Source organism: Streptomyces sp. NBC_00376 (assembly GCF_036077095.1).
Taxonomy (GTDB): Bacteria; Actinomycetota; Actinomycetes; order Streptomycetales; family Streptomycetaceae; genus Streptomyces.
In genome coordinates this window covers 7042971-7062231 of record NZ_CP107960.1, presented here as the reverse complement: position 1 = coordinate 7062231, position 19261 = coordinate 7042971, and the positions used below count along the sequence as shown (strand labels likewise).

Here is a 19261-nt window from a genome sequence, read left to right as displayed (position 1 = left end):
GACAATTATAGACCACATGAGACACAATTGTCTCAATGAGGAGGGGTGGCCTCCGGGAGGACCGTCAGATCGAGGCCGGGGAGGCGGGCCGGATCGGTGATCACGGACATCTCGACGATCCTGCCCCGGGCGACCGTGAAGATCATGACCGAGAACCGGTGGCCCTCGCGCGTCGCGATGACGGCCGGTTCCCCGTCGACCAGTGCCCGCTGCGAGGATCGCGCGAACGGCGCGAACATCATCGCCTGACGGGCCACGGCCGCGGCACCCCGTACCAGGCCCGGCGCACCGGCAGTGCCGGCGCCGATGTCGGACCGCACCACCACGTCCGGATCGAGCACGGCCAGGAGGGCTTCGAATTCACCGTCACGGGCGGCGGCCAGGAAGGCGTTGACGACCTCGCGCTTGCGGGCGAGATCCGGGTCCGGCACCGGCTCCGCGCCCTGCACCCGGCGCCGCGCCCGGCTGGCGAGCTGCCGGGCCGCGGCCGGGGTGCGGTCCACGACACCGGCGATCTCGTCGAACGGCACGGCGAACATGTCGTGCAGCACGAAGGCCAGCCGCTCGGCGGGGTCGAGCGTTTCGAGCACCACGAGCATCGCGAGACCGACCGAGTCGGCCATCAGCGCCTGCTGCTCGGGGTCGGTCCCCGGCCGGTCGCCGAGGTCCGGGCCGGGGGTCGGCTCCTCGGGCGCCCCGGTGCCGAGGGGTTCCTCACGGCGGGAGCGGCGGGAGCGGAGCAGGTCCAGGCACACCCGCCCGACGACCGTCGTCAGCCAGCCGCCCAGATTGTCGATCCCCCGGCCGTCCGAACGGCTGAGCCGGATCCACGCCTCCTGGACGGCGTCCTCCGCCTCGCTCGTCGAACCGAGCATCCGGTAGGCCACGGCCTTCAGCCGGCCCCGGTTCTCCTCGAACCGCTCCGCCAGGAACTCGTTTCCGTCCACAGCCACATTCCTCCGTCGTGTTCCGTCACAGCACTGACGGACGGAACCCCGTCGATGTGACGGACGGCCCGCGCCGACTCCCCGGGCCTGCCCGGCGGACCGGAGCCGGACCCCGTCCGCGGTCCGCCCGGACCGGCTCCGGTCAGCTCCAGCGCAGCCCGGCGCGGTGCCGCCAGTACGCCTCGGGCTCCTCCACCAGCGCGTCCAGCCGGGCGCGCCGCTCCTCGTCGAGATCGACGACGGCCGCGTGCAGGTTCCCGGCGAGCTGGCCGACGGTCGCCGCACCGGAGAGCACCACCCCGGCCCAGGGCTGGTGCAGCACCAGGGCCAGGGCGACCGCGTCGCTGCCGAGACCGGCGTCGGCGGCGATCTCCCGGACCACGGCTGGGGCCTCCGTCCCGGCGAGCCGCCCGTTGGCCATGCCCTCCTTGACGATCACGGTGAGTCCGGCCGCATGGGCCTCGGCGAGCGCCGTCCCGGCCGAGGTCTCCAGGGCGTTGTAGGTGGCCTGGACCGTACGGAAGAGCGGCTCGCCGTCCACGGTGACGGTGAGGGCGGCCCGGATCGCGTCCGCCTGGGCGGGCCCGCTGGTGGAGAGGCCGACGCTGACGCCCTCGGCGGCGAGCGCGGCCAGCCGGGCGTGCAGTTCCTTGTCGGTGAGGGCCGGGCTGTCGGCGGTGACCGAGTGGACCTGGTAGAGGTCGAGGCGGTCGCCGAGCAGCGCGTCGGTCTCGGCCCGCTGGCGCAGGAAGGTGGCGAGGCTGTGGTCCTTGACCTCGTGCGCCTCGGCGTCGACGCTCCAGTCGGCCGTGTAGGTGTAGCCCCACTTGCTGCCGATGACGACATCGTCCACCTCGGGGTGGGCCGTCAGCCACTGGGCCAGGAACTCTTCCGAGCGACCGTAGGAGCGGGCCGCGTCGAAGTAGCGGACGCCCTGGGCGTAGGCGGCGTCGAGCAGCTCGTGGGTACGTGCGCGCATCGCCTCGACGCTGCGGTCGTCGGGCAGATCGCGGTCGCGGTGGAGATTGATGTAGCCGGGCCTGCCGACCGCCGCCAGGCCGAGCCCGATGTGGGCGGTCGGAGTCGTCGCTGTGGCCAGCCGGGCGAAAGGCATCGTGGGGCTCCTCCTCGGTCGGTGCGCTCCCCGTCAACGTAACCCAGCGCACGGAAACCGGAAGGCGGGGAGCGCACGTGCGCTCCCCGCCTTCCGGTGCCGCCCTCGGCGCGGTCAGTCCTTCGCGGTGGCCCAGGCCTGCTGGACCGCGAGGTCGGCCTTCACCTCGGCGAGCTGGACGGCCACGGCCGACGGGGCCGTACCGCCGCGACCGCTGCGGGAGGCGAGCGCGCCGGCCACATTGAGGACCGTGCGGACCTCGGGGGTGAGGTGCTCGGAGATCTTGGCGAACTGCTCGTCGGTCAGCTGGTCGAGCTCGATGCCGTGCTGCTCGCACTCCTTGACGCACTCACCGGCGACCTCGTGGGCGACCCGGAACGGCACGCCCTGCTTGACCAGCCACTCGGCGATGTCGGTGGCGAGCGAGAAGCCGGCCGGGGCCAGCTCCTCCATGCGCTCGCGGTTCACCGTGAGCGTGGCCATCATGCCGGTGAAGGCGGGCAGCAGGACTTCCAGCTGGTCGCAGGAGTCGAAGACCGGCTCCTTGTCCTCCTGGAGGTCGCGGTTGTACGCGAGCGGGAGGGCCTTCAGCGTGGCCATCAGACCGGTCAGATTGCCGATCAGGCGGCCGGACTTGCCGCGGGCCAGCTCGGCGATGTCCGGGTTCTTCTTCTGCGGCATGATCGAGGAGCCGGTGGAGAAGGCGTCGTGCAGGGTGACGAAGGAGAACTCCTTCGTGTTCCAGATGATGACCTCCTCCGCGATCCGGGAGAGGTTCACACCGATCATCGCGGTGATGAAGGCGAACTCGGCGACGAAGTCGCGGGAGGCCGTTCCGTCGATGGAGTTGCCGACGGAGCCGCGCTCGAAGCCGAGGTCGGCGGCGACCGCCTCAGGGTCGAGACCGAGGGACGACCCGGCCAGGGCGCCGGAGCCGTACGGCGAGACGGCGGTCCGCTCGTCCCACTGGCGCAGCCGCTCGGCGTCCCGGGACAGGGACTGCGCATGGGCCAGGACGTGGTGGGCGAAGAGCACCGGCTGGGCGTGCTGGAGGTGCGTACGGCCGGGCATCGCGACGTCCGGGTGCGCCTCGGCGAGGCCGACCAGCGCGTCCTGGAGCTCGGCGATCAGGCCGCCGATGATCCGGGCGTGGTCGCGCAGGTACATGCGGAAGAGCGTGGCGATCTGGTCGTTGCGGGACCGGCCGGCCCGCAGCTTGCCGCCGAGGTCGGGGCCGAGGCGTTCCAGCAGCCCGCGCTCCAGCGCGGTGTGGACGTCCTCGTCGGCGATGGTGCCGGTGAAGGAGCCGTCGGCGACATCGGCTTCGAGCTGGTCGAGACCGGCGATCATGCGGCTCAGCTCGTCCTCGGTGAGCAGACCCGCCTTGTTCAGCACACGCGCGTGGGCGCGGGAACCGGCGATGTCGTACGGCGCGAGCCGCCAGTCGAAGTGGACGGAGGCGGACAGCTTGGCCAGCGCCTCGGCCGGACCGTCGGCGAAGCGGGCGCCCCAGAGGCGTACGTCGCTCTTGCCGTTGCCGTTGCTCACTGCGTGCTCCTCGGAAGAACAGGGTGATGGGTGTGCGACCGCCTCCCCGCGCGGAGGGCCGAAGAGGCGGTGACGTAACTACTGGGGGTCGGGCGAGGTCACGCTTCGCCGCCGTGCCGCCCGAGTGATGGGTATAACTATGCAGACCTCCGTATGTTTTGTCAAAGATATGCGCCCGCTCCCCTACCGGCCCGCCGGGCACCCGGGCGTTCCACGAGTCGAAATCACCTCGTCGGCACCGGAGTCGGCGACGACAATGACGGCCATGGGGAAAACATATGAACGCATCGATGGACGGCTCAGGACCTTCATCGAGGAGCAGCACATCTTCTTCACGGCGACGGCGCCCCTGGACGGAGAGGGCACGGTCAACCTCTCCCCCAAGGGCGTCAGCGGTTCGTTCGCCGTGATCGACGAGCTGACCCTGGCCTATCTGGACTTCGCGGGCAGCAATGCCGAGACCGTCGCCCACCTCCGCGAGAACGGCCGCATAACGCTGATGTGGTGCGCCTTCCAGGGGCCGCCGAGCATCGTGCGGGTGCACGGCCGCGGTGAGCCGGTCTTCCGGGACGATCCCCGGTTCGGCACACTGCTCACCCACTTCCCGGACGTGGACCCCGGCCTCCACGGGCTGCGCGCCGTCATCGTGGTGCGGGCCGAACTGATCCGGGACAGCTGCGGCTACGCGGTGCCGTTCATGTCGTACGACGAGGACCGGCCGCTGCACGCCAAGCGCTTCGCCCGGGAGGACGACGCCTCGCTCAGCGCCTACTTCGAGAAGAAGGAGCACATCGCGTCGAGCATCGACGGGCTCCCGGGGCTGCCGCTCCCGCTGCCGGCCATGCCGCGGACGGGGCGCGATTGAGCCGTACGGAGCAGATCCGCGGGTGGCGCCCGGTCGGAGGGTCTACCGTCCGGGCATGCGCAGATCCCTGGTGACCCTCTCGGTACTGCTCGCACTGGCGGGCTCCGTCGCGGCCCGGCCCGCCGCCGCCCCGCCGCTCCCGCACCTGATGGCCGACACCGGCGGCGGCACCCAGCTGATCACGGCCGAGGCCCCGGCCAAGGGCTCCACCACGGGCACCGTGACCTGGTGGAACCTGCGCCGGGGCACCTGGGTGAAGGGCGGGTCCACGCCGGCCCGCTTCGGTGCCGAGGGCCTGGCCGAGGGGGCGTCGCGCAAGCAGGGCACGAACACCACCCCCACCGGCCTGTACGACCTGCCGTACGCCTTCGGTATCAAGCCCGCACCGGCCGGCACCGTCCATCCCTACCGCCGGGTCAACGACCGGTCGTGGTGGTGCCAGGACAACGCGGCGCGGGACTACAACCGCTGGGTGGAGCCACGGCCCGCGGACTGCCGGGCGGACGAGGCGGAGCATCTGATGGCGTACCCGACGCAGTACGCCCGCGCGCTCGTCATCGGGTTCAACTACGAACGGCCGGTTCGGGGTCGCGGCGCGGGGATCTTCCTCCACGTCAACGGGCGTGGCGCGACCGCCGGTTGCGTCTCCGTACCGGCGGCCGCGATGGACCGGATCCTCGACTGGGTGAACCCGGCCCGCCGTCCGCACATCGCGATCGGGACCGGCTCGGGCCCGACCGCGATCACCCGCTACTGACGCGGCCCGGCAACACCGGTGCGCTCAGCGCTCGTTCTGCGCCAGTCGCAGCAGATGGTCGGCGAGCGCCTGGCCGCCCGACGGGTCGCGGCTGATCAGCATCAGGGTGTCGTCACCCGCGATGGTGCCGAGGATGTCGTGCAGTTCGGCCTGGTCGATGGCCGAGGCGAGGAACTGGGCCGCGCCCGGCGGGGTGCGCAGCACCACGAGGTTGGCCGACGCCTCCGCGGAGATGAGCAGTTCGGCGGAGAGCCGCCGCATCCGCTCCTCCTTCGCGGACCCGCCCAACGGCGCCTGCGGGGTGCGGAATCCGCCCTCGCTCGGCACCGCGTAGATCAGCTCGCCGCCGGTGTTGCGGATCTTCACCGCGCCCAGCTCGTCCAGATCGCGGGAGAGCGTCGCCTGGGTGACGCTCAGCCCGTCGTCGGCGAGGAGCTTGGCCAGCTGGCTCTGCGAGCGCACCGGCTGCCGGTTCAGGATGTCCACGATCCGGCGGTGGCGTGCGGTGCGGGTCTGCGGCACGGACGGCCCGCCGTACTCGGATTCCTGCGCCTCGGTCATCGTCGTCGCCTCATTCTCCGGATCGTCCGTCCCCTTGTGCCGCGTCGAGAGCGCCGGGCAGCGCCTGGAGCAACGCGTCCACTTCCGCGTCGCCGATGATCAGCGGCGGCATGAGCCGCAGAACATCGGGGGCGGGTACGTTCACCAGGATTCCGGCACTCTGAGCCGCCTGCTGCACCTGGGGCGCGAGCGGCTCGGTGAGCACGATACCCAGCAGCAGTCCGGAGCCCCTTACGTGGGACACCAGCGGGTGGCCGAGACCCTCCACTCCGTCCCGGATCTTCTCGCCGAGCCGCTTCACCCGGTCCAGGGCGCCGTCGGCGGCCAGGGTGTCCAGGACGGCGAGACCGGCGGCGCAGGCGATCGGGTTGCCGCCGAACGTCGTGCCGTGCTGGCCCGGCTTCAGCAGCTCGGCGGCCGGGCCGAAGGCCACGGTCGCGCCGATCGGCAGTCCGCCGCCCAGGCCCTTGGCGAGGGTGACGACATCGGGCTCGATGCCCTGGTGGGCCTGGTGCTCGAACCACTGGCCGCAGCGGCCGATGCCGGTCTGCACCTCGTCGAGCACCAGCAGGGTGCCGGTGGCGCGGGTGATCTCCCGGGCGGCCTCCAGATACCCGGCGGGCGGTACGACCACACCGTTCTCGCCCTGGATCGGCTCGATGATCACCAGCGCGGTGTCGGTGGTGACGGCGGCCCGCAGGGCCTCCGCGTCCCCGTACGGGACGTGCGTGACGTCACCGGGCAGCGGGAGGAACGGGTCGCGCTTGGCGGGCTGGCCGGTCAGTGCGAGCGCGCCCATGGTCCGGCCGTGGAAGCCGCCGTCGGTGGCGACCATGTGGGTCCGCCCGGTCAGCCGGCCGATCTTGAAGGCCGCCTCGTTGGCCTCGGCGCCCGAGTTGGCGAAGTAGACACGGCCGCTCCGGCCGAAGAGCTGGAGCAGCCGTTCGGCGAGACGGACGGGCGGCTCGGCGATGAAGAGATTGGAGACATGGCCGAGGGAGGCGATCTGGGTGGAGACGGCCTCGACGACGGCGGGGTGGGCGTGCCCCAGCGCGTTCACCGCGATACCGCCGACGAAGTCGAGGTACTCGGTGCCGTCGGCGTCCCACACCCGGGCACCCTCGCCGCGGACCAGGGACAGCTTCGGGGTCCCGTAGTTGTCCATCAGCGCGTGGCTCCAGCGCTGTGCGAGTTCCTGGTTGCTCATGACTCCCCCTGCGCGTCGGGCACGACCATCGTGCCGATTCCTTCGTCGGTGAAGATCTCCAGCAGGATCGAGTGCTGGACCCGGCCGTCGATGACGCGGGCGGTCTCGACGCCGTTGCGCACGGCGTGCAGGCAGCCCTGCATCTTCGGCACCATGCCGCTGGAGAGTTCCGGCAGCAGCTTCTCCAGCTCGGCCGCGGTGAGCCGGCTGATCACGTCGTCGCTGTTGGGCCAGTCCTCGTAGAGGCCCTCGACGTCGGTGAGGACCATCAGCGTCTCGGCGTTCAGCGCGGCGGCGAGCGCCGCGGCGGCGGTGTCGGCGTTGACGTTGTAGACGTGGTTGTCGTCGGCGGAGCGGGCGATGGAGGAGATGACCGGGATCCGGCCGTCGTCCAGCAGCGCCTGGATCGCCCCGGTGTCGATGGCGGTGATCTCGCCGACCCTGCCGATGTCGACGCTCTCGCCGTCGATGGTGGGCCGGTGCTGGACGGCGGTGATGGTGTGGGCGTCCTCGCCGGTCATGCCGACGGCGAGCGGGCCGTGCTGGTTGAGCAGGCCGACGAGTTCGCGCTGCACCTGGCCGGCCAGCACCATCCGTACGACGTCCATCGCCTCGGGCGTGGTGACGCGCAGCCCCGCCTTGAACTCGCTGACCAGGCCCTGCTTGTCGAGCTGGGCGCTGATCTGCGGGCCGCCGCCGTGCACGACGACGGGCTTGAGGCCGGCCTGGCGCAGGAAGACCACGTCCTGGGCGAAGGCCGCCTTCAGCTCGTCGTCGATCATGGCGTTGCCGCCGAACTTGATGACGACGGTCTTGCCGTTGTGCCGGGTCAGCCAGGGCAGTGCCTCGATGAGGATCTGCGCCTTCGGGAGTGCGGTGTGTTTCCGCGCCGCGCTCATGAGCTGTACGCGCTGTTCTCGTGGACGTAGTCCGCGGTCAGGTCGTTGGCCCAGATGACGGCGGACTCGGTGCCGGCGGCGAGGTCGGCGGTGATCTCGACCTCCCGGTAGCGCATGTCGACCAGGTCGCGGTCCTCGCCGACGCCACCGTTCTTGCAGACCCAGACGCCGTTGATGGCGACGTTCAGCTGGTCGGGCTCGAAGGCGGCCTTCGTCGTGCCGATCGCGGAGAGCACCCGGCCCCAGTTGGGGTCCTCCCCGTGGATGGCGCACTTGAGGAGGTTGTTACGGGCGATGGAGCGGCCCACCTCGACGGCGTCGTCCTCGGTCGCGGCGCCCACGACCTCGATCCGGATGTCCTTGGAGGCGCCCTCGGCGTCACCGATGAGCTGGCGGGCCAGGTCTGCGCAGACGGTCCGTACCGCCTCGGCGAACTCACCCTGCTCCGGGGTGAGTTCGCTCGCCCCGGAGGCCAGCAGCAGCACGGTGTCGTTGGTCGACATGCAGCCGTCGGAGTCGACCCGGTCGAAGGTGGTGCGGGTGGCGGCGCGCAGCGCGGAGTCGAGCCCGGCGGCGTCCACGTCGGCGTCGGTGGTGAGGACGACCAGCATGGTGGCGAGGCCCGGGGCGAGCATGCCCGCACCCTTGGCCATGCCGCCGACGGTCCAGCCCTCGCCGCCCGCGACGGCGGTCTTGTGGACGGTGTCGGTGGTCTTGATCGCGATGGCGGCCTTCTCGCCGCCGTGCTCGCTGAGGGCGGCGGCGGCCTGCTCGATGCCGGGCAGCAGCTTGTCCATCGGGAGGAGCGTGCCGATCAGCCCGGTCGAGGCGACCGCGATCTCACCGGCGTTGTGGCCGGTGAGCACCTCGGCGGCCTTCTCGGCCGTGGCGTGGGTGTCCTGGAAGCCCTTGGGGCCCGTACAGGCGTTGGCACCACCGGAGTTGAGGACGACGGCGGTGACCTCGCCGCCCTTGAGCACCTGCTCCGACCAGAGGACGGGGGCGGCCTTGACGCGGTTGGAGGTGAAGACGCCCGCGGCGGCGCGACGCGGACCGTGGTTGACCACGAGGGCCAGGTCCGGGTTACCGCTCTCCTTGATTCCCGCGGCGATGCCCGCCGCGGAGAACCCCTGTGCTGCCGTGACGCTCACGGTGCGACTCCGATCGTGGAAAGACCTGTGTCCTCGGGAAGTCCGAGGGCGATGTTCATGCTCTGCAGGGCACCGCCGGCGGTGCCCTTGGCGAGGTTGTCGATGGCGCTGATCACGATGATCCGGCCCGCCGCCTCGTCGTGGGCGACCTGGATCTGTACGGCGTTGGAACCGTAGACGGACGCCGTGGCGGGCCACTGCCCCTCGGGGAGCAGCTCGACGAAGGGCTCGTCGGCGAACGCCTTCTCGTACACGTCACGGACGGACTCGGCACTCACCCCGGGCCTGGCCTTCGCGCTGCAGGTGGCGAGGATGCCGCGGGGCATCGGCGCCAGGGTCGGCGTGAAGGAGACCGTGACGGGTTCACCGGCCGCCGCGCTGAGGTTCTGGATCATCTCGGGGGTGTGCCGGTGGGCGCCGCCGACGCCGTACGGGGACATGTTGCCCATCACCTCGGAGCCGAGCAGATGCGGCTTGGCCGCCTTGCCCGCTCCGGAGGTGCCGGACGCGGCGACGATCACGGCCTCGGGCTCGGCCAGCCGGGCCGCGTACGCCGGGAAGAGCGCGAGCGATACGGCGGTCGGGTAGCAGCCGGGCACCGCGATCCGCTTGGAACCGGCGAGCGCGGCACGCCCGCCCGGCAGTTCGGGCAGACCGTAGGGCCAGGTGCCGGCGTGCGGGGAACCGTAGAACTTCTCCCAGTCCGCCGCGTCCTTGAGCCGGAAGTCGGCCCCCATGTCGACGACCAGCACCTCGTCGCCGAGCTGCTCGGCGACGGCGGCCGACTGCCCGTGCGGGAGGGCGAGGAAGACGACGTCGTGCCCGGCGAGGACCTCGGGGGTGGTCGGCTGGAGGACCCGGTCGGCGAGCGGCCGCAGATGCGGTTGGAGCGCGCCGAGCTTCTGCCCCGCGTTGGAGTTGGCGGTGAGCGCCCCGATCTCGACCTGGGGGTGAACCAGCAGGAGACGGAGCAGCTCCCCACCGGCGTATCCGCTCGCCCCTGCCACTGCCGCACGTACCACCATCGAAACCTCCTCGTCGATGGCATGACTATACGCAGTCCTGCACTTTTATGCAAAGCTTTCGCCCGGCCGCTCGACACCGGCCACGCTGCCAGTGTGCTCCGCCGCCTTCGGACCATGTCGATCACCGCACAACTGCGCGACCCGGTGAGGCTTCCGGGCGCAGACGCACTGGTCAACGGATTCGCCTTCGAGGCCCATGGGCTGCTCGATGCCCGTTCGCCGGCGCGGGACGGTCGCGTATCCCTGAGCGCGATGGTGCGCTCAGGACGTACTGCCCGGTACCGGCCGGCCGCTGGGCAGGTCATCGGCCGGGAGCCGGTCGGTGCAGAGCTGGGCCAGCAGCTGCTCGGTGTGCCGGCCCAGGGGCGGGGCCGGGGTGCGGAAGGTTTCCAGGCCGGCTCCGAAGGTCACGGGGAAGCGGGCCTGCGGGCAGGCGGCGGGGTCGGCGGGGGTGCTGAACAGTTGCCGGGCCGTGGTGTGGGGGTCGGTCAGGAGTTCGCCGGGGGTGGTGAGTACAGGGGCCCAGGGGGCGTTGAGGGCATCCAGGCGTTCCTGCCACCAGGCGTGGTCGCGGGTGCGGAAGATTCCGTGCAGCAAGTCGCTCACGGCCCGCCTCGCGGCGGTCCGAGCGGCGCGCCGGTCATAGGCGTCGGTGTTCAACTCCGGGAATTCTGCGGCCAGTCCGGTGCGGAAGCGGTGCCAGAACTTGTCCTCGAACGTGGCGAGGGAGAGGCGGCGTCCGTCGGCGGTGGTGAAGGTGTCGTTGTCGCCCTGCACCAGTCCCGCTTCGAGGGGGTCGGGGATGTCGCGCAGCGGCAGCGCGAAGAGGGAGCACCAGGCGGTGATGGATTCGCTGAGGGATACGTCGATGTGCTGGCCCCGGGTCCGGGTGCAGGTCCCGGCGCCGAGGGCGGCGGTCAGGGCGAGGGCCGCGTGCATGGCTCCGGCCATGTCGCCGATCCGGACGCCGGGGCGGATGATCTCGCCGTCGAGCCGTCCGGGGACGGTGAAGAACCCGGACAGGCCGAGGAAGTTGAGCTCGTGGCCGGGCTTCTGCGCGTAGGGCCCGCTCTGCCCGTAGCCGCTGAGCGAGCACAGCACCAGGCGCGGATTGGCCTCGTGGAGCGCGGCGAAGCCCAGGCCCATCCCGTCGAGGACACCGGGGCGGAAGCTCTCCACGACGGCGTCGGCGGTGCGGACCAGGTCCAGGAAGGTGTTCCGGCCCTCCTCATCACGCAGGTCCAGGGTGATCGACCGCTTGTTGCGGTTGAGCGCGTCGAACAGGTCGGGGGCCATCCGCAGGGGGTCGCCGGTGTGCGGGGGCTCCACCTTGATGACGTCGGCGCCGAGGTCGGCGAGCAGGGATGTGGCGTAGGGGCCGGGCAGCAGCCGGGAGAGGTCGAGGATGCGCTTGCCCGTCAGCGACGACCAGGCGGGGGCCGAGGGGTGGGAAGGGGGTGTCATCAGGTGCACCTGTCCTGCGGTGAGCGGGTCGGGGAGGCGGGTCAGGCCATGAAGGCGAGGCCCTGTGCGATGCCGTTGCGCTGGATCTCGGAGGTTCCGGTCAGGATGCGGAACATACGGATCTTGCGGAACAGGAACTCGATCTCGTTGCCCTGGGTGAGGCCTTCCTTGCCGTGGATCTGGACGGCCTGGTCGAGGATGCGGAAGGCGGACTCGGCGACGAACAGTTTGCTCATGAACGCCTCGGTGCGTACGTCGTTCCCCCGGTCGAGCGCGGCGAGCGCGGCGTAGGTCATGGAGCGGGCCGCGTACAGCTCGGTGGCCATGTCGGCGACCTTGTGCTGGATCGACTGGAGCGCCAGCAGGGGCCGGCCGCCGGCGACCATGCGGGTGCGGGCGCGTTCCAGGGTGAGGTCGAGGGCCCGGCGGGTGGCGCCGATGACGGTGGGGCAGTGCAGGAGCCGGTTGGTGGTGACGCGGCCGAGCGCGATCCGCATGCCCTTCCCCTCCTCGCCGAGGAGGTTCCGGGCGGGGACGTAGCAGTCGTCCAGGACGATGTCGCTCTCGATGTGCTCGCCGGACATGGGTGTGGCGCCGTCGAGCACCTCGCAGCCGGGGCTGTCCAGGTCGACCAGGAAGGCGGAGAAGGCCGGCTTGTCGCCCTCCTGTCCGCCGGTCCCCGCCATCCGGGCCACGACGATGGCGAAGTCGGCGAACGGGCCCGCCGAGCTGAAGACCTTGTGACCGCTCAGGCGGTAGCCGTCGCCGTCGCGGGTGGCGGTGGTGCGCATGGACCGGACGTCGGAGCCTGCATCGGTCTCGGTCAGCGAGAAGCAGCAGGCGCGCTCGCCGCGCACCAGTGGCAGCAGGTACGTGTCCAGCTGGTACTCGGTGGCCTGCCGCAGGATGTCGCCGGCGCGCAGCGGGCCGCCCATGTCGCCCAGCACGCTGTGCCCGAGCACGCGTCCGCAGGCCCCGATCTCTTCCTTCAGGGCGGCCAGCGCGGTGTGGGAGAGGTTCTGGCCGCCGTACTGCTCGGGCAGGTGGATGCCGTAGAAGCCCAGTTCGCGGCTGCGCCGCCAGACGGGTTCGAGGTCGGCGCGGGTGAGGCGGCTCTCGTGGGTGATGCCGCGGCCTCGTTCGTAGTCGGCCAGTTCGCCGTCGAGGTAGGTGCGGAGCCGGTCGACGAGGCCGGCGAGCCGGGGGTCGTCGTCGTAGGCGGGGCGCAGGGAGAAGGTCATGTCGGGGTGGTCCTTGCCGGTCGGGGGCGGGGTCGGTGCGGGGGCAGTCGGTGCGGGGGACGGCCGTTCAGGCGCCCGTCAGTTCACGCGGCGGTCGGCGTCGGCCCAGTACGGTTCGCGCACGGCCTTGCGGTCGAGCTTTCCGTTGCGGTTGTGGGGCAGTTCCGCGACGAAGTCCACGGTCCGCGGCTTCTTGAAGCGGTCGAGCCGCTCGGCGCAGAACGCGGTGATCTCGTCGCCGCTCGGCGCATGGCCGGGGCGGGGCACGATGACGGCCTTGACCGCCTCGCCCCACGTCTCGTCGGGCACACCGATGACGCAGGCTTCCTGGACACCGGGGTGTTCGTAGAGGACGGCCTCGACCTCGGTCGAGTAGATGTTGAACCCGCCGGAGATGATCATGTCCTTCTTGCGGTCGACGAGGAACAGGTAGCCGTCCTCGCGCATCCAGGCGAGATCGCCGGTGTGGACCCACCCGTCGCGGAAGGTCTGCGCCGACAGTTCCGGCTCCTGCCAGTACTCGCGTACGCAGTCGGGGCCGCGGACGATGAGTTCACCCACCTCGCGGGGCGGCAGCGGCCGGCCGGTCTCGTCGACGATCCGGACCTCGGTGTCGTACGTCGCCCGGCCGCAGGACCGGAGCAGTTCGAGGTCGTCCGTGACGGCGTGGGCGATCTCCTGGCTGCTCAGCCCCGCCACCACGCTGGTGGTCTCGCCGAGGCCGTAGCCCTGTGCCACGACCGGGCCGAAGAACCGCACGGCGTCGCGCAGGCGTTGGGGCGAGATGGGCGCGCCGCCCACGCGAACGCCGGTCAGGCTGGACAGGTCCCGCCCGGCCGCGTCCGGGTGGGCCAGCACCATGTTGACCATGGCGGGGACGAGGAACGTCGCGGTGATGCGTTCCTTCTCCACCGTGTCCACGAACGCCCCGGCGCTCCAGGCCGGCAGTACGTAGGTGGCCGCCCCCGCGAAGACGTTGGCCAGCAGCGTCATGCCCGTGGCATGGGTGATCGGGCCGCAGGCGAGGTAGCGGGTGCCCGGCCGGGGCCGGGACTCGTCGCTCATCAGGAGTTTGCGCATGTTCGCGAGGCGGTTGCCGAAGGTCTGGACGGCCGCCTTGAGCGCTCCGGTGGATCCGGAGGTGAAGTTGAGGACGCACGGAGCGTCCTCGTCCACGTCGGTGGCGACCGGGGCGGCGTCCCCCTCGCCGAGCAGGGCCCGGTATCCGAGGACCGCGGCGCCGCCCGGTATCGCCTCCGCGGCCGGCTCGTCCTCCAGGAGTACGGGGAGACAGCCGGTGTCCGAGGCCTTGATGGCGGCGAGCGCGTCCTCCCGGTGCGCCGCGTCGAACACGAGGACGCGCACCGGCGCGTAGCGCAGGATGTGCTCGATCTCGCCGCGCCCCAGCCGGGCGTTGATCGGCGCGCGCACCAGTCCGGCCTTGTAGAGGGCGAATTCGACCTCGACCAGTTCCCCGCGGTTCCAGGCCAGGGAGGCGACCGCGTCGCCGGGGCGCAGTCCGCGTGCGGTCAGGGCCGAGGCGAGACGGTTGGTCGCGCCGTCCAGTTCCGCGTACGTCCAGGAACGCTCGCCGCAGACCAGGGCGGTGGCGTCGGGCCAGTAGCGGGCGCTGCGGATGAGATAGGTGCCGAGGTTCATCAACGATCTCCAGCCTTACGGTCTGACCAATTGAATACAGCACGAACGTTTACAGACACAATGTTTTGTATCTTGTGGGCTGTCAAGAGCCATCTAGACTGTGCGCGGACCACGACAGGGCGAAGGGGGCCTCATGGCCGAGGACAGGCGCACCAGGCGTACCCGCAGGGCGCTGGGCGGAGCACTGGTGGAGCTGGTGCTGGAGCGCGGCTTCAGCGCGCTCACCGTCGAAGACATCACCGAGCAGGCCGACGTCGCGCGCGCCACGTTCTACGCGCACTTCAAGGGCAAGGACGACCTGTTCGCGCGGGTGACCACCGACCTGCTGGAGCAGCTCGCGCAGCGTCTGGAGCCGGTGGTCGCCGGCAGCTCCATCGGCTTCACCGGCAAGCCGCTGCTGGAGATGCTGCGGCACGTCAGCGACGAACGGGACGTCTACCGGGTCATCCTGCGCGGCGAAGGGGACGGCAAGCCGCTGCAGATGTTCGTGGACTCCTGCGCCGCCGCGACGGCGCAGGAGTTCAAGGCCCGCGCCGAACGCAACAACGTCCAGCCGCGCATCGACGCCGACCTCCTGGCCCGGGTCTGGGTGGGCGAGCAGATCGCCGTACTGCGCTGGTGGGCCGAGCAGGACACCCCGCCGATGCCCGCCGAGGAGGCCGTGCGCATGCTGCTCGACCTGGCCCTGCACGGCCGGTACTGGGCCAGCGGATTCACCGCCCCGGACCAGGGCTGACCGGCCCGGTCCCGGTCCTGCCCCGATCCGCCGGACAGCCCTCAGAGGGCGCCGAGTCGTGCGGCGTCCCGTGCCGGGCGGATGCAGCAGGCGGCCACGCCCCCGCAGATGACCATGACGACCGCCGCCAGCACGAACGACTGCGTGTAGCCCGCACCCTCCGAGGGCGCGGAATCCAGCAGATGGCCCGTCAAGGACGGGGCCAGCAGACCCGGCAGCGTCCCCGTCGCGGCCACGATCCCGAAGAGCGCGCCGCGCCGGGAGGCGGGCACGACCGCCGCGGCCGTCATGTAGTGCAGCGGGAAAGCGATGGAGTGCACCGCGAAGGCGACCGCGATCAGGGCGAGCCGCACCGGCAGCGGGCCGACGAAGGGGAACACCGCCATCGCCGTCCCCGCACACGCCACCGCGAGACCCTGCGGCACACCGCTGGAAAGGCGCATCGACACACCGCGCCGGGTCAGCCGGTCGATCACGGGGGACAGCGCCAGCAGCAGCACGAAGCTGAAGGCGGACACGGCACTGAGCACCGCCGCCGCCGTTCCCGGGCTCATGGCCAGTTCGCTCCTGAGATACGACGGCAGCCAGGCCTGGCTGAGGGCCATCGCCCAAGACGCCCCGAAAGCGCTGGCCACACTCCCGATCACCGTGCCGCACAGCAACAGCCGGCGGTAGGGGACGCGGGCGGACCCGCCGGCCTCGGTCCGCACGCGCGCGGGGGGCTGGTCGTAGGGGCCGTCGCGCCCGACGAACCACCACACCGCGCTCCACACCAGACTCGTCGCGGCCAGCGCGGCAAAGGCCGAACGCCACCCGAACTGCGTGATCAGCGTGGTGACCACGGGCGCCGCCATGAGAGTGCCGAGGGCGGCGCCACTGATCTGCAGGGCCGAGGGCAGACCGCGGTGGCCCGCCGGAAACCACTTGTAGAGGGCGTGCATCGACATCGGTGTGGCCGGCCCCTCCGCCGCGCCGAGCAGCACCCGGCCGGCGACCAGCGCCGGTACAGCCGCCACGATCAGGACGGGCAACTGGGCCAGGCCCCACACCAGGCACATCACCGACAGCAGCACGCGGCTGGAGACGCGCGAGGAGAAGAAGCCGACGACCAGCCCGGAGAGACTGAACAGGATCGAGTAGGAGCTGGAGATCAAGCCGTAGGTGCTGTGGCTGATGTCCAGCTCTTCCATGATCGGGTCGGCCGCCAGCCCTAGCACCGACTTGTCCGCGAAGTTGACGATCATGAACGTGACGATCAGCGTGGTGACGAGCCAGGCGCGGCGCCGGTCGAACGCCGGCGGCCCGAGGCCGCCGGACTCGTCGAGTTCCAGCGACGGTGATGGCTTCGAGGGCATAGAAGACTCCTGCGGTTCGGGAGAAGCAGGGGGCGATGCCCCGGTGGCGGGAGGTTCGGCATCGGGCGCACGCGGGCAGCGGCACCACTCCCGTCCGGGCACGGCCTGTCGGGGTGCGACGACAAAAGTAATTGAACGCAACGTCCATTAACGGGCTGCTGATTCGGCAACGTAACGTGCTGGCCACTTCCGGTCAATGCCTCGATGGCAAGCGGGATGCCGCACGGTGGTCATGCATGTAGAGCCAGTCGAGTCAGAGCGCAAGCCGCTCACGAAAATAGACGATGTGTATGGTAGCGATCAGGACGTCACTCAATTTTGAGGAGCGCACATGACCGACGCACCGTTGGCGGATCTCCACTGGTCCCGCGGCTACACCGACCCGGCATGGGTGCGCCGCTACACCACGGCGGGCCGGGAGCTTCTGCCCAGCCGCCGGGTGTGGCGCGGACCGGGCCCCGCCCGCAGCCTGCCGACGGACACCGCCGGCCTCGACCTGCTCACGATCGCCGCGCCCGACGGTCGCACCCTGACCCTCCAGGACCTCTACGCGGCCGCCCGGACAGATGCCCTCCTGGTGATGCACCGCGGCACCCTCGTCCACGAGACCTACCTGCACGGACTCCGGCCCCACGACGCCCACTTCAACGCCTCGGCGGCCAAGTCGTACACAGGCCTGCTGGCTGCCACCCTGGCCCATCGGGGAACCCTCGACCGCGACGCGACAGCCTCCGAGTACGTCCCCGAACTCGCCGGCACCGCCTTCGGGGACAGCACTGTCGACCACCTGCTGCACATGGGAACCCACGTCTCGTACGCCGGGCGCCCCTTCGACAAGCCCGTCGAGGCCCAGCGCTACTTCGCGGTCGTCGCACCACCCCTGCGCCCCTACGGCTACAGCGGCCCCACCAGCATCCGCGAACACCTCGCCACCGCACGCGCGACGGCCGCACCGGGGACCGAGTTCCGCTACGAGAACGGCAACGTCGAAGCGCTCGCCGAAATCCTCCGCCGCGTCACCGGCACCACCACCTCGGCCCTGCTGAGCGACATGATCTGGTCCCACCTCGGTGCCGACGAGGACGCCTACTACGTCCTGGACGGCGAAGGCACCGAGGCCGCCTGTGGCGGATTCAGCGCCACCGCCCGCGACGTGGCCCGGCTAGGCGAGATGATCCGCTGCGGGGGCGCCGTCGGGGACCGGCAGATCGTTCCTGCCGCGGTGACCGCCGCCATCCCCGACGCCCCGGAGGGCTACGCCGGGCGCGTCCGCTTCCCCGCCGCCCCGCCCAGCACCCCCGCCACGCTCTCGTACCACGACTACTGGTGGATCCTGAACGACCCCTACGGATCCTTCATGGCCAGCGGCATCCACGGCCAGCGCCTCTTCGTCTCCCCCGGGCTGGAGACCGTCATCGTCCACTACGGATCCCAGGTGATGTCCCCGGACGTCCCCGTGGCCCCGCTCGTCCCCGCGTTCCTGCAGATCGGCGCCCATCTGCAACGCACCCGCTGAAGCCGGTACGGGTACGGTGGGCCCCGGCGCCGCCCCCGCGCCGTGCTGTGACCGTGCCCGCCCGTCGATGCCGGAGGCGTCGATGTCAGGATGGTTCCATGACGAGCAAGGTTTACTTCGACATCACCATCAACGACGAGCCCGCCGGGCGGATCACGTTCAAACTGTTCGACGACATCGTTCCCAAGACGGCGGAGAACTTCCGCGCGCTGGCGACCGGTGAGAAGGGCTTCGGTTACAAGGGGTCCTCGTTCCACCGCATCATCCCCGACTTCATGCTCCAGGGCGGCGACTTCACCGCGGGCAACGGCACCGGCGGCAAGAGCATCTACGGCGCCAAGTTCCCTGACGAGAACTTCAAGCTGAAGCACACCAAGCCGGGCCAGCTGTCCATGGCCAACAGCGGCCCCCACTCCAACGGCTCGCAGTTCTTCATCACGACGATCGTGACGTCGTGGCTGGACGGCAAGCACGTGGTGTTCGGTGAGGTCGACGACGAGGCCGGCATGGACCTGGTCAAGAAGATCGAGGCCCTCGGCACGCAGAGCGGCCGCCCGCAGGCGAAGATCACCATCGCGGACAGCGGCGTCCTCTGACCTGTATCCACAACCGCTGAATCGAGCGCGCCGCCCGGCAGTCCCGCCGGGCGGCGCGCTCCGTCGTACCGGCACCCGGACGCCCCCACCCCCTCGGTACGGTGCCGGGATGGGGAACACATTCGACGGCGGGGGCCGCAGCCTGTCCATGTCCAACGGAGGCACCGACGTCTTCGTCGACGTGCTCGTGCTGGCCGTGTCCGATCTCGCCGAGAGCGTCTGGGAGTACCGCTTCGCCACCCTGCTGATCCTCCAGGACCAGGGCGCCGTGGGGCGCGGGGTGGTCGGATTCGACCTGGAGGAGATCGACTGGGGCGGCTCCGCCGGCGAGCGGGCCACGGCGAAGAGCTTCGTCCTGCGAGTGATCGATCTGGCGCTGCGCAGGCACCGGTGGGACGAGCTGGGTTACGAGCCACCCTTCGCCGAGGGATATCTGCGGCAGTACCGGGAGATGGTCGAGGCGTTCGACCCCGTCGGCGCCGAACCGCAGAGCGGCAGGTTCCCCTTCCCCGGCCCGGAGGAGGCCGCCATGGCCTCATGCGTACGGCACCGCGTGCTGTGCGCGCCGGCGTACTGGGACGCATGCGTCTTCTGCAACCGGTCCGTGGCGCCCCGCTGAT

At 71.0% G+C, this 19261-nt stretch carries 18 protein-coding genes; 6 read left to right on the top strand and 12 right to left on the bottom strand.

All coding sequences use genetic code 11. The annotated features are described in order from the left end of the window. Positions 1-32 precede the first annotated feature (32 nt). From OG842_RS31870 to argH, 3 genes are all read right to left on the bottom strand, one after another. Positions 33-947, bottom strand: a complete 915-nt coding sequence (locus OG842_RS31870; protein ID WP_266735974.1) for a sigma-70 family RNA polymerase sigma factor — start codon at positions 945-947, stop codon at positions 33-35. A 142-nt stretch (positions 948-1089) separates the two neighbouring features. Next, positions 1090-2061: an aldo/keto reductase gene (locus tag OG842_RS31865; RefSeq protein ID WP_266735975.1), complete on the bottom strand. Its 972-nt coding sequence runs from the start codon at positions 2059-2061 to the stop codon at positions 1090-1092. 114 nt (positions 2062-2175) lie between these two features. Further along, positions 2176-3609: an argininosuccinate lyase gene (gene argH / locus OG842_RS31860; RefSeq protein ID WP_266735976.1), complete on the bottom strand. Its 1434-nt coding sequence runs from the start codon at positions 3607-3609 to the stop codon at positions 2176-2178. A gap of 265 nt (positions 3610-3874) precedes the next feature. Here argH and OG842_RS31855 point away from each other — a divergent pair, with 265 nt between their 5' ends. Together OG842_RS31855 and OG842_RS31850 are read left to right on the top strand one after the other, a co-directional pair. Continuing rightward, positions 3875-4474, top strand: a complete 600-nt coding sequence (locus tag OG842_RS31855; RefSeq protein ID WP_266735977.1) for a pyridoxamine 5'-phosphate oxidase family protein — start codon at positions 3875-3877, stop codon at positions 4472-4474. A 55-nt stretch (positions 4475-4529) separates the two neighbouring features. Beyond that, on the top strand, positions 4530-5231 hold the full coding sequence (locus OG842_RS31850) for a L,D-transpeptidase family protein (RefSeq protein ID WP_266735979.1): 702 nt from the start codon (positions 4530-4532) through the stop codon (positions 5229-5231). A gap of 24 nt (positions 5232-5255) precedes the next feature. On the opposite strand, the gene OG842_RS31845 is transcribed toward OG842_RS31850, so the two are convergent. The 8 genes from OG842_RS31845 to OG842_RS31810 form a co-directional block, all read right to left on the bottom strand. Then, entirely contained in the window at positions 5256-5792 is a 537-nt protein-coding gene (locus OG842_RS31845; RefSeq protein ID WP_266735980.1) for an arginine repressor, read from the bottom strand. Positions 5793-5802: 10 nt separating this feature from the next. After that, positions 5803-6999, bottom strand: a complete 1197-nt coding sequence (locus tag OG842_RS31840) for an acetylornithine transaminase (protein WP_266735981.1) — start codon at positions 6997-6999, stop codon at positions 5803-5805. Beyond that, positions 6996-7898, bottom strand: coding sequence for an acetylglutamate kinase (gene argB, locus OG842_RS31835; protein ID WP_266735982.1), 903 nt, complete (start codon positions 7896-7898; stop codon positions 6996-6998). Before argB ends, OG842_RS31840 begins: the two co-directional genes overlap by 4 nt. Beyond that, on the bottom strand, positions 7895-9049 hold the full coding sequence (gene argJ, locus OG842_RS31830; RefSeq protein WP_266735983.1) for a bifunctional glutamate N-acetyltransferase/amino-acid acetyltransferase ArgJ: 1155 nt from the start codon (positions 9047-9049) through the stop codon (positions 7895-7897). The genes argB and argJ overlap by 4 nt, the downstream gene beginning before the upstream one ends. Continuing rightward, the gene (gene argC / locus OG842_RS31825; RefSeq protein WP_266735984.1) at positions 9046-10074 is read right to left on the bottom strand and encodes an N-acetyl-gamma-glutamyl-phosphate reductase; all 1029 of its coding nucleotides are present in this window, start codon (positions 10072-10074) and stop codon (positions 9046-9048) included. The genes argJ and argC overlap by 4 nt, the downstream gene beginning before the upstream one ends. Before the next feature lie 261 nt (positions 10075-10335). Further along, positions 10336-11538 (bottom strand): CaiB/BaiF CoA transferase family protein, encoded by a 1203-nt coding sequence (locus OG842_RS31820; protein ID WP_266735986.1) that lies wholly within the window; start codon positions 11536-11538, stop codon positions 10336-10338. A 41-nt stretch (positions 11539-11579) separates the two neighbouring features. Next, on the bottom strand, positions 11580-12779 hold the full coding sequence (locus OG842_RS31815) for an acyl-CoA dehydrogenase family protein (RefSeq protein WP_266735987.1): 1200 nt from the start codon (positions 12777-12779) through the stop codon (positions 11580-11582). A gap of 78 nt (positions 12780-12857) precedes the next feature. Further along, entirely contained in the window at positions 12858-14438 is a 1581-nt protein-coding gene (locus OG842_RS31810; protein ID WP_266735988.1) for an AMP-binding protein, read from the bottom strand. A 133-nt stretch (positions 14439-14571) separates the two neighbouring features. Between OG842_RS31810 and OG842_RS31805 the strand changes: the two genes are divergently transcribed. After that, positions 14572-15174: a TetR/AcrR family transcriptional regulator gene (locus OG842_RS31805; protein ID WP_266735989.1), complete on the top strand. Its 603-nt coding sequence runs from the start codon at positions 14572-14574 to the stop codon at positions 15172-15174. Between the two features lie 41 nt (positions 15175-15215). Here the strand turns inward: OG842_RS31805 and OG842_RS31800 are convergent, their stop codons facing one another. Then, positions 15216-16529 (bottom strand): MFS transporter, encoded by a 1314-nt coding sequence (locus OG842_RS31800; protein WP_266735990.1) that lies wholly within the window; start codon positions 16527-16529, stop codon positions 15216-15218. Positions 16530-16860: 331 nt separating this feature from the next. Between OG842_RS31800 and OG842_RS31795 the strand changes: the two genes are divergently transcribed. From OG842_RS31795 to OG842_RS31785, 3 genes are all read left to right on the top strand, one after another. Continuing rightward, positions 16861-18045: a serine hydrolase domain-containing protein gene (locus OG842_RS31795; protein ID WP_266735992.1), complete on the top strand. Its 1185-nt coding sequence runs from the start codon at positions 16861-16863 to the stop codon at positions 18043-18045. 98 nt (positions 18046-18143) lie between these two features. Continuing rightward, positions 18144-18641, top strand: a complete 498-nt coding sequence (locus tag OG842_RS31790) for a peptidylprolyl isomerase (protein WP_266735993.1) — start codon at positions 18144-18146, stop codon at positions 18639-18641. A gap of 109 nt (positions 18642-18750) precedes the next feature. Then, a complete protein-coding gene (locus tag OG842_RS31785; RefSeq protein WP_266735995.1) occupies positions 18751-19260 on the top strand; it encodes a hypothetical protein in 510 nt (169 codons plus the stop codon). Position 19261 lies beyond the last annotated feature (1 nt).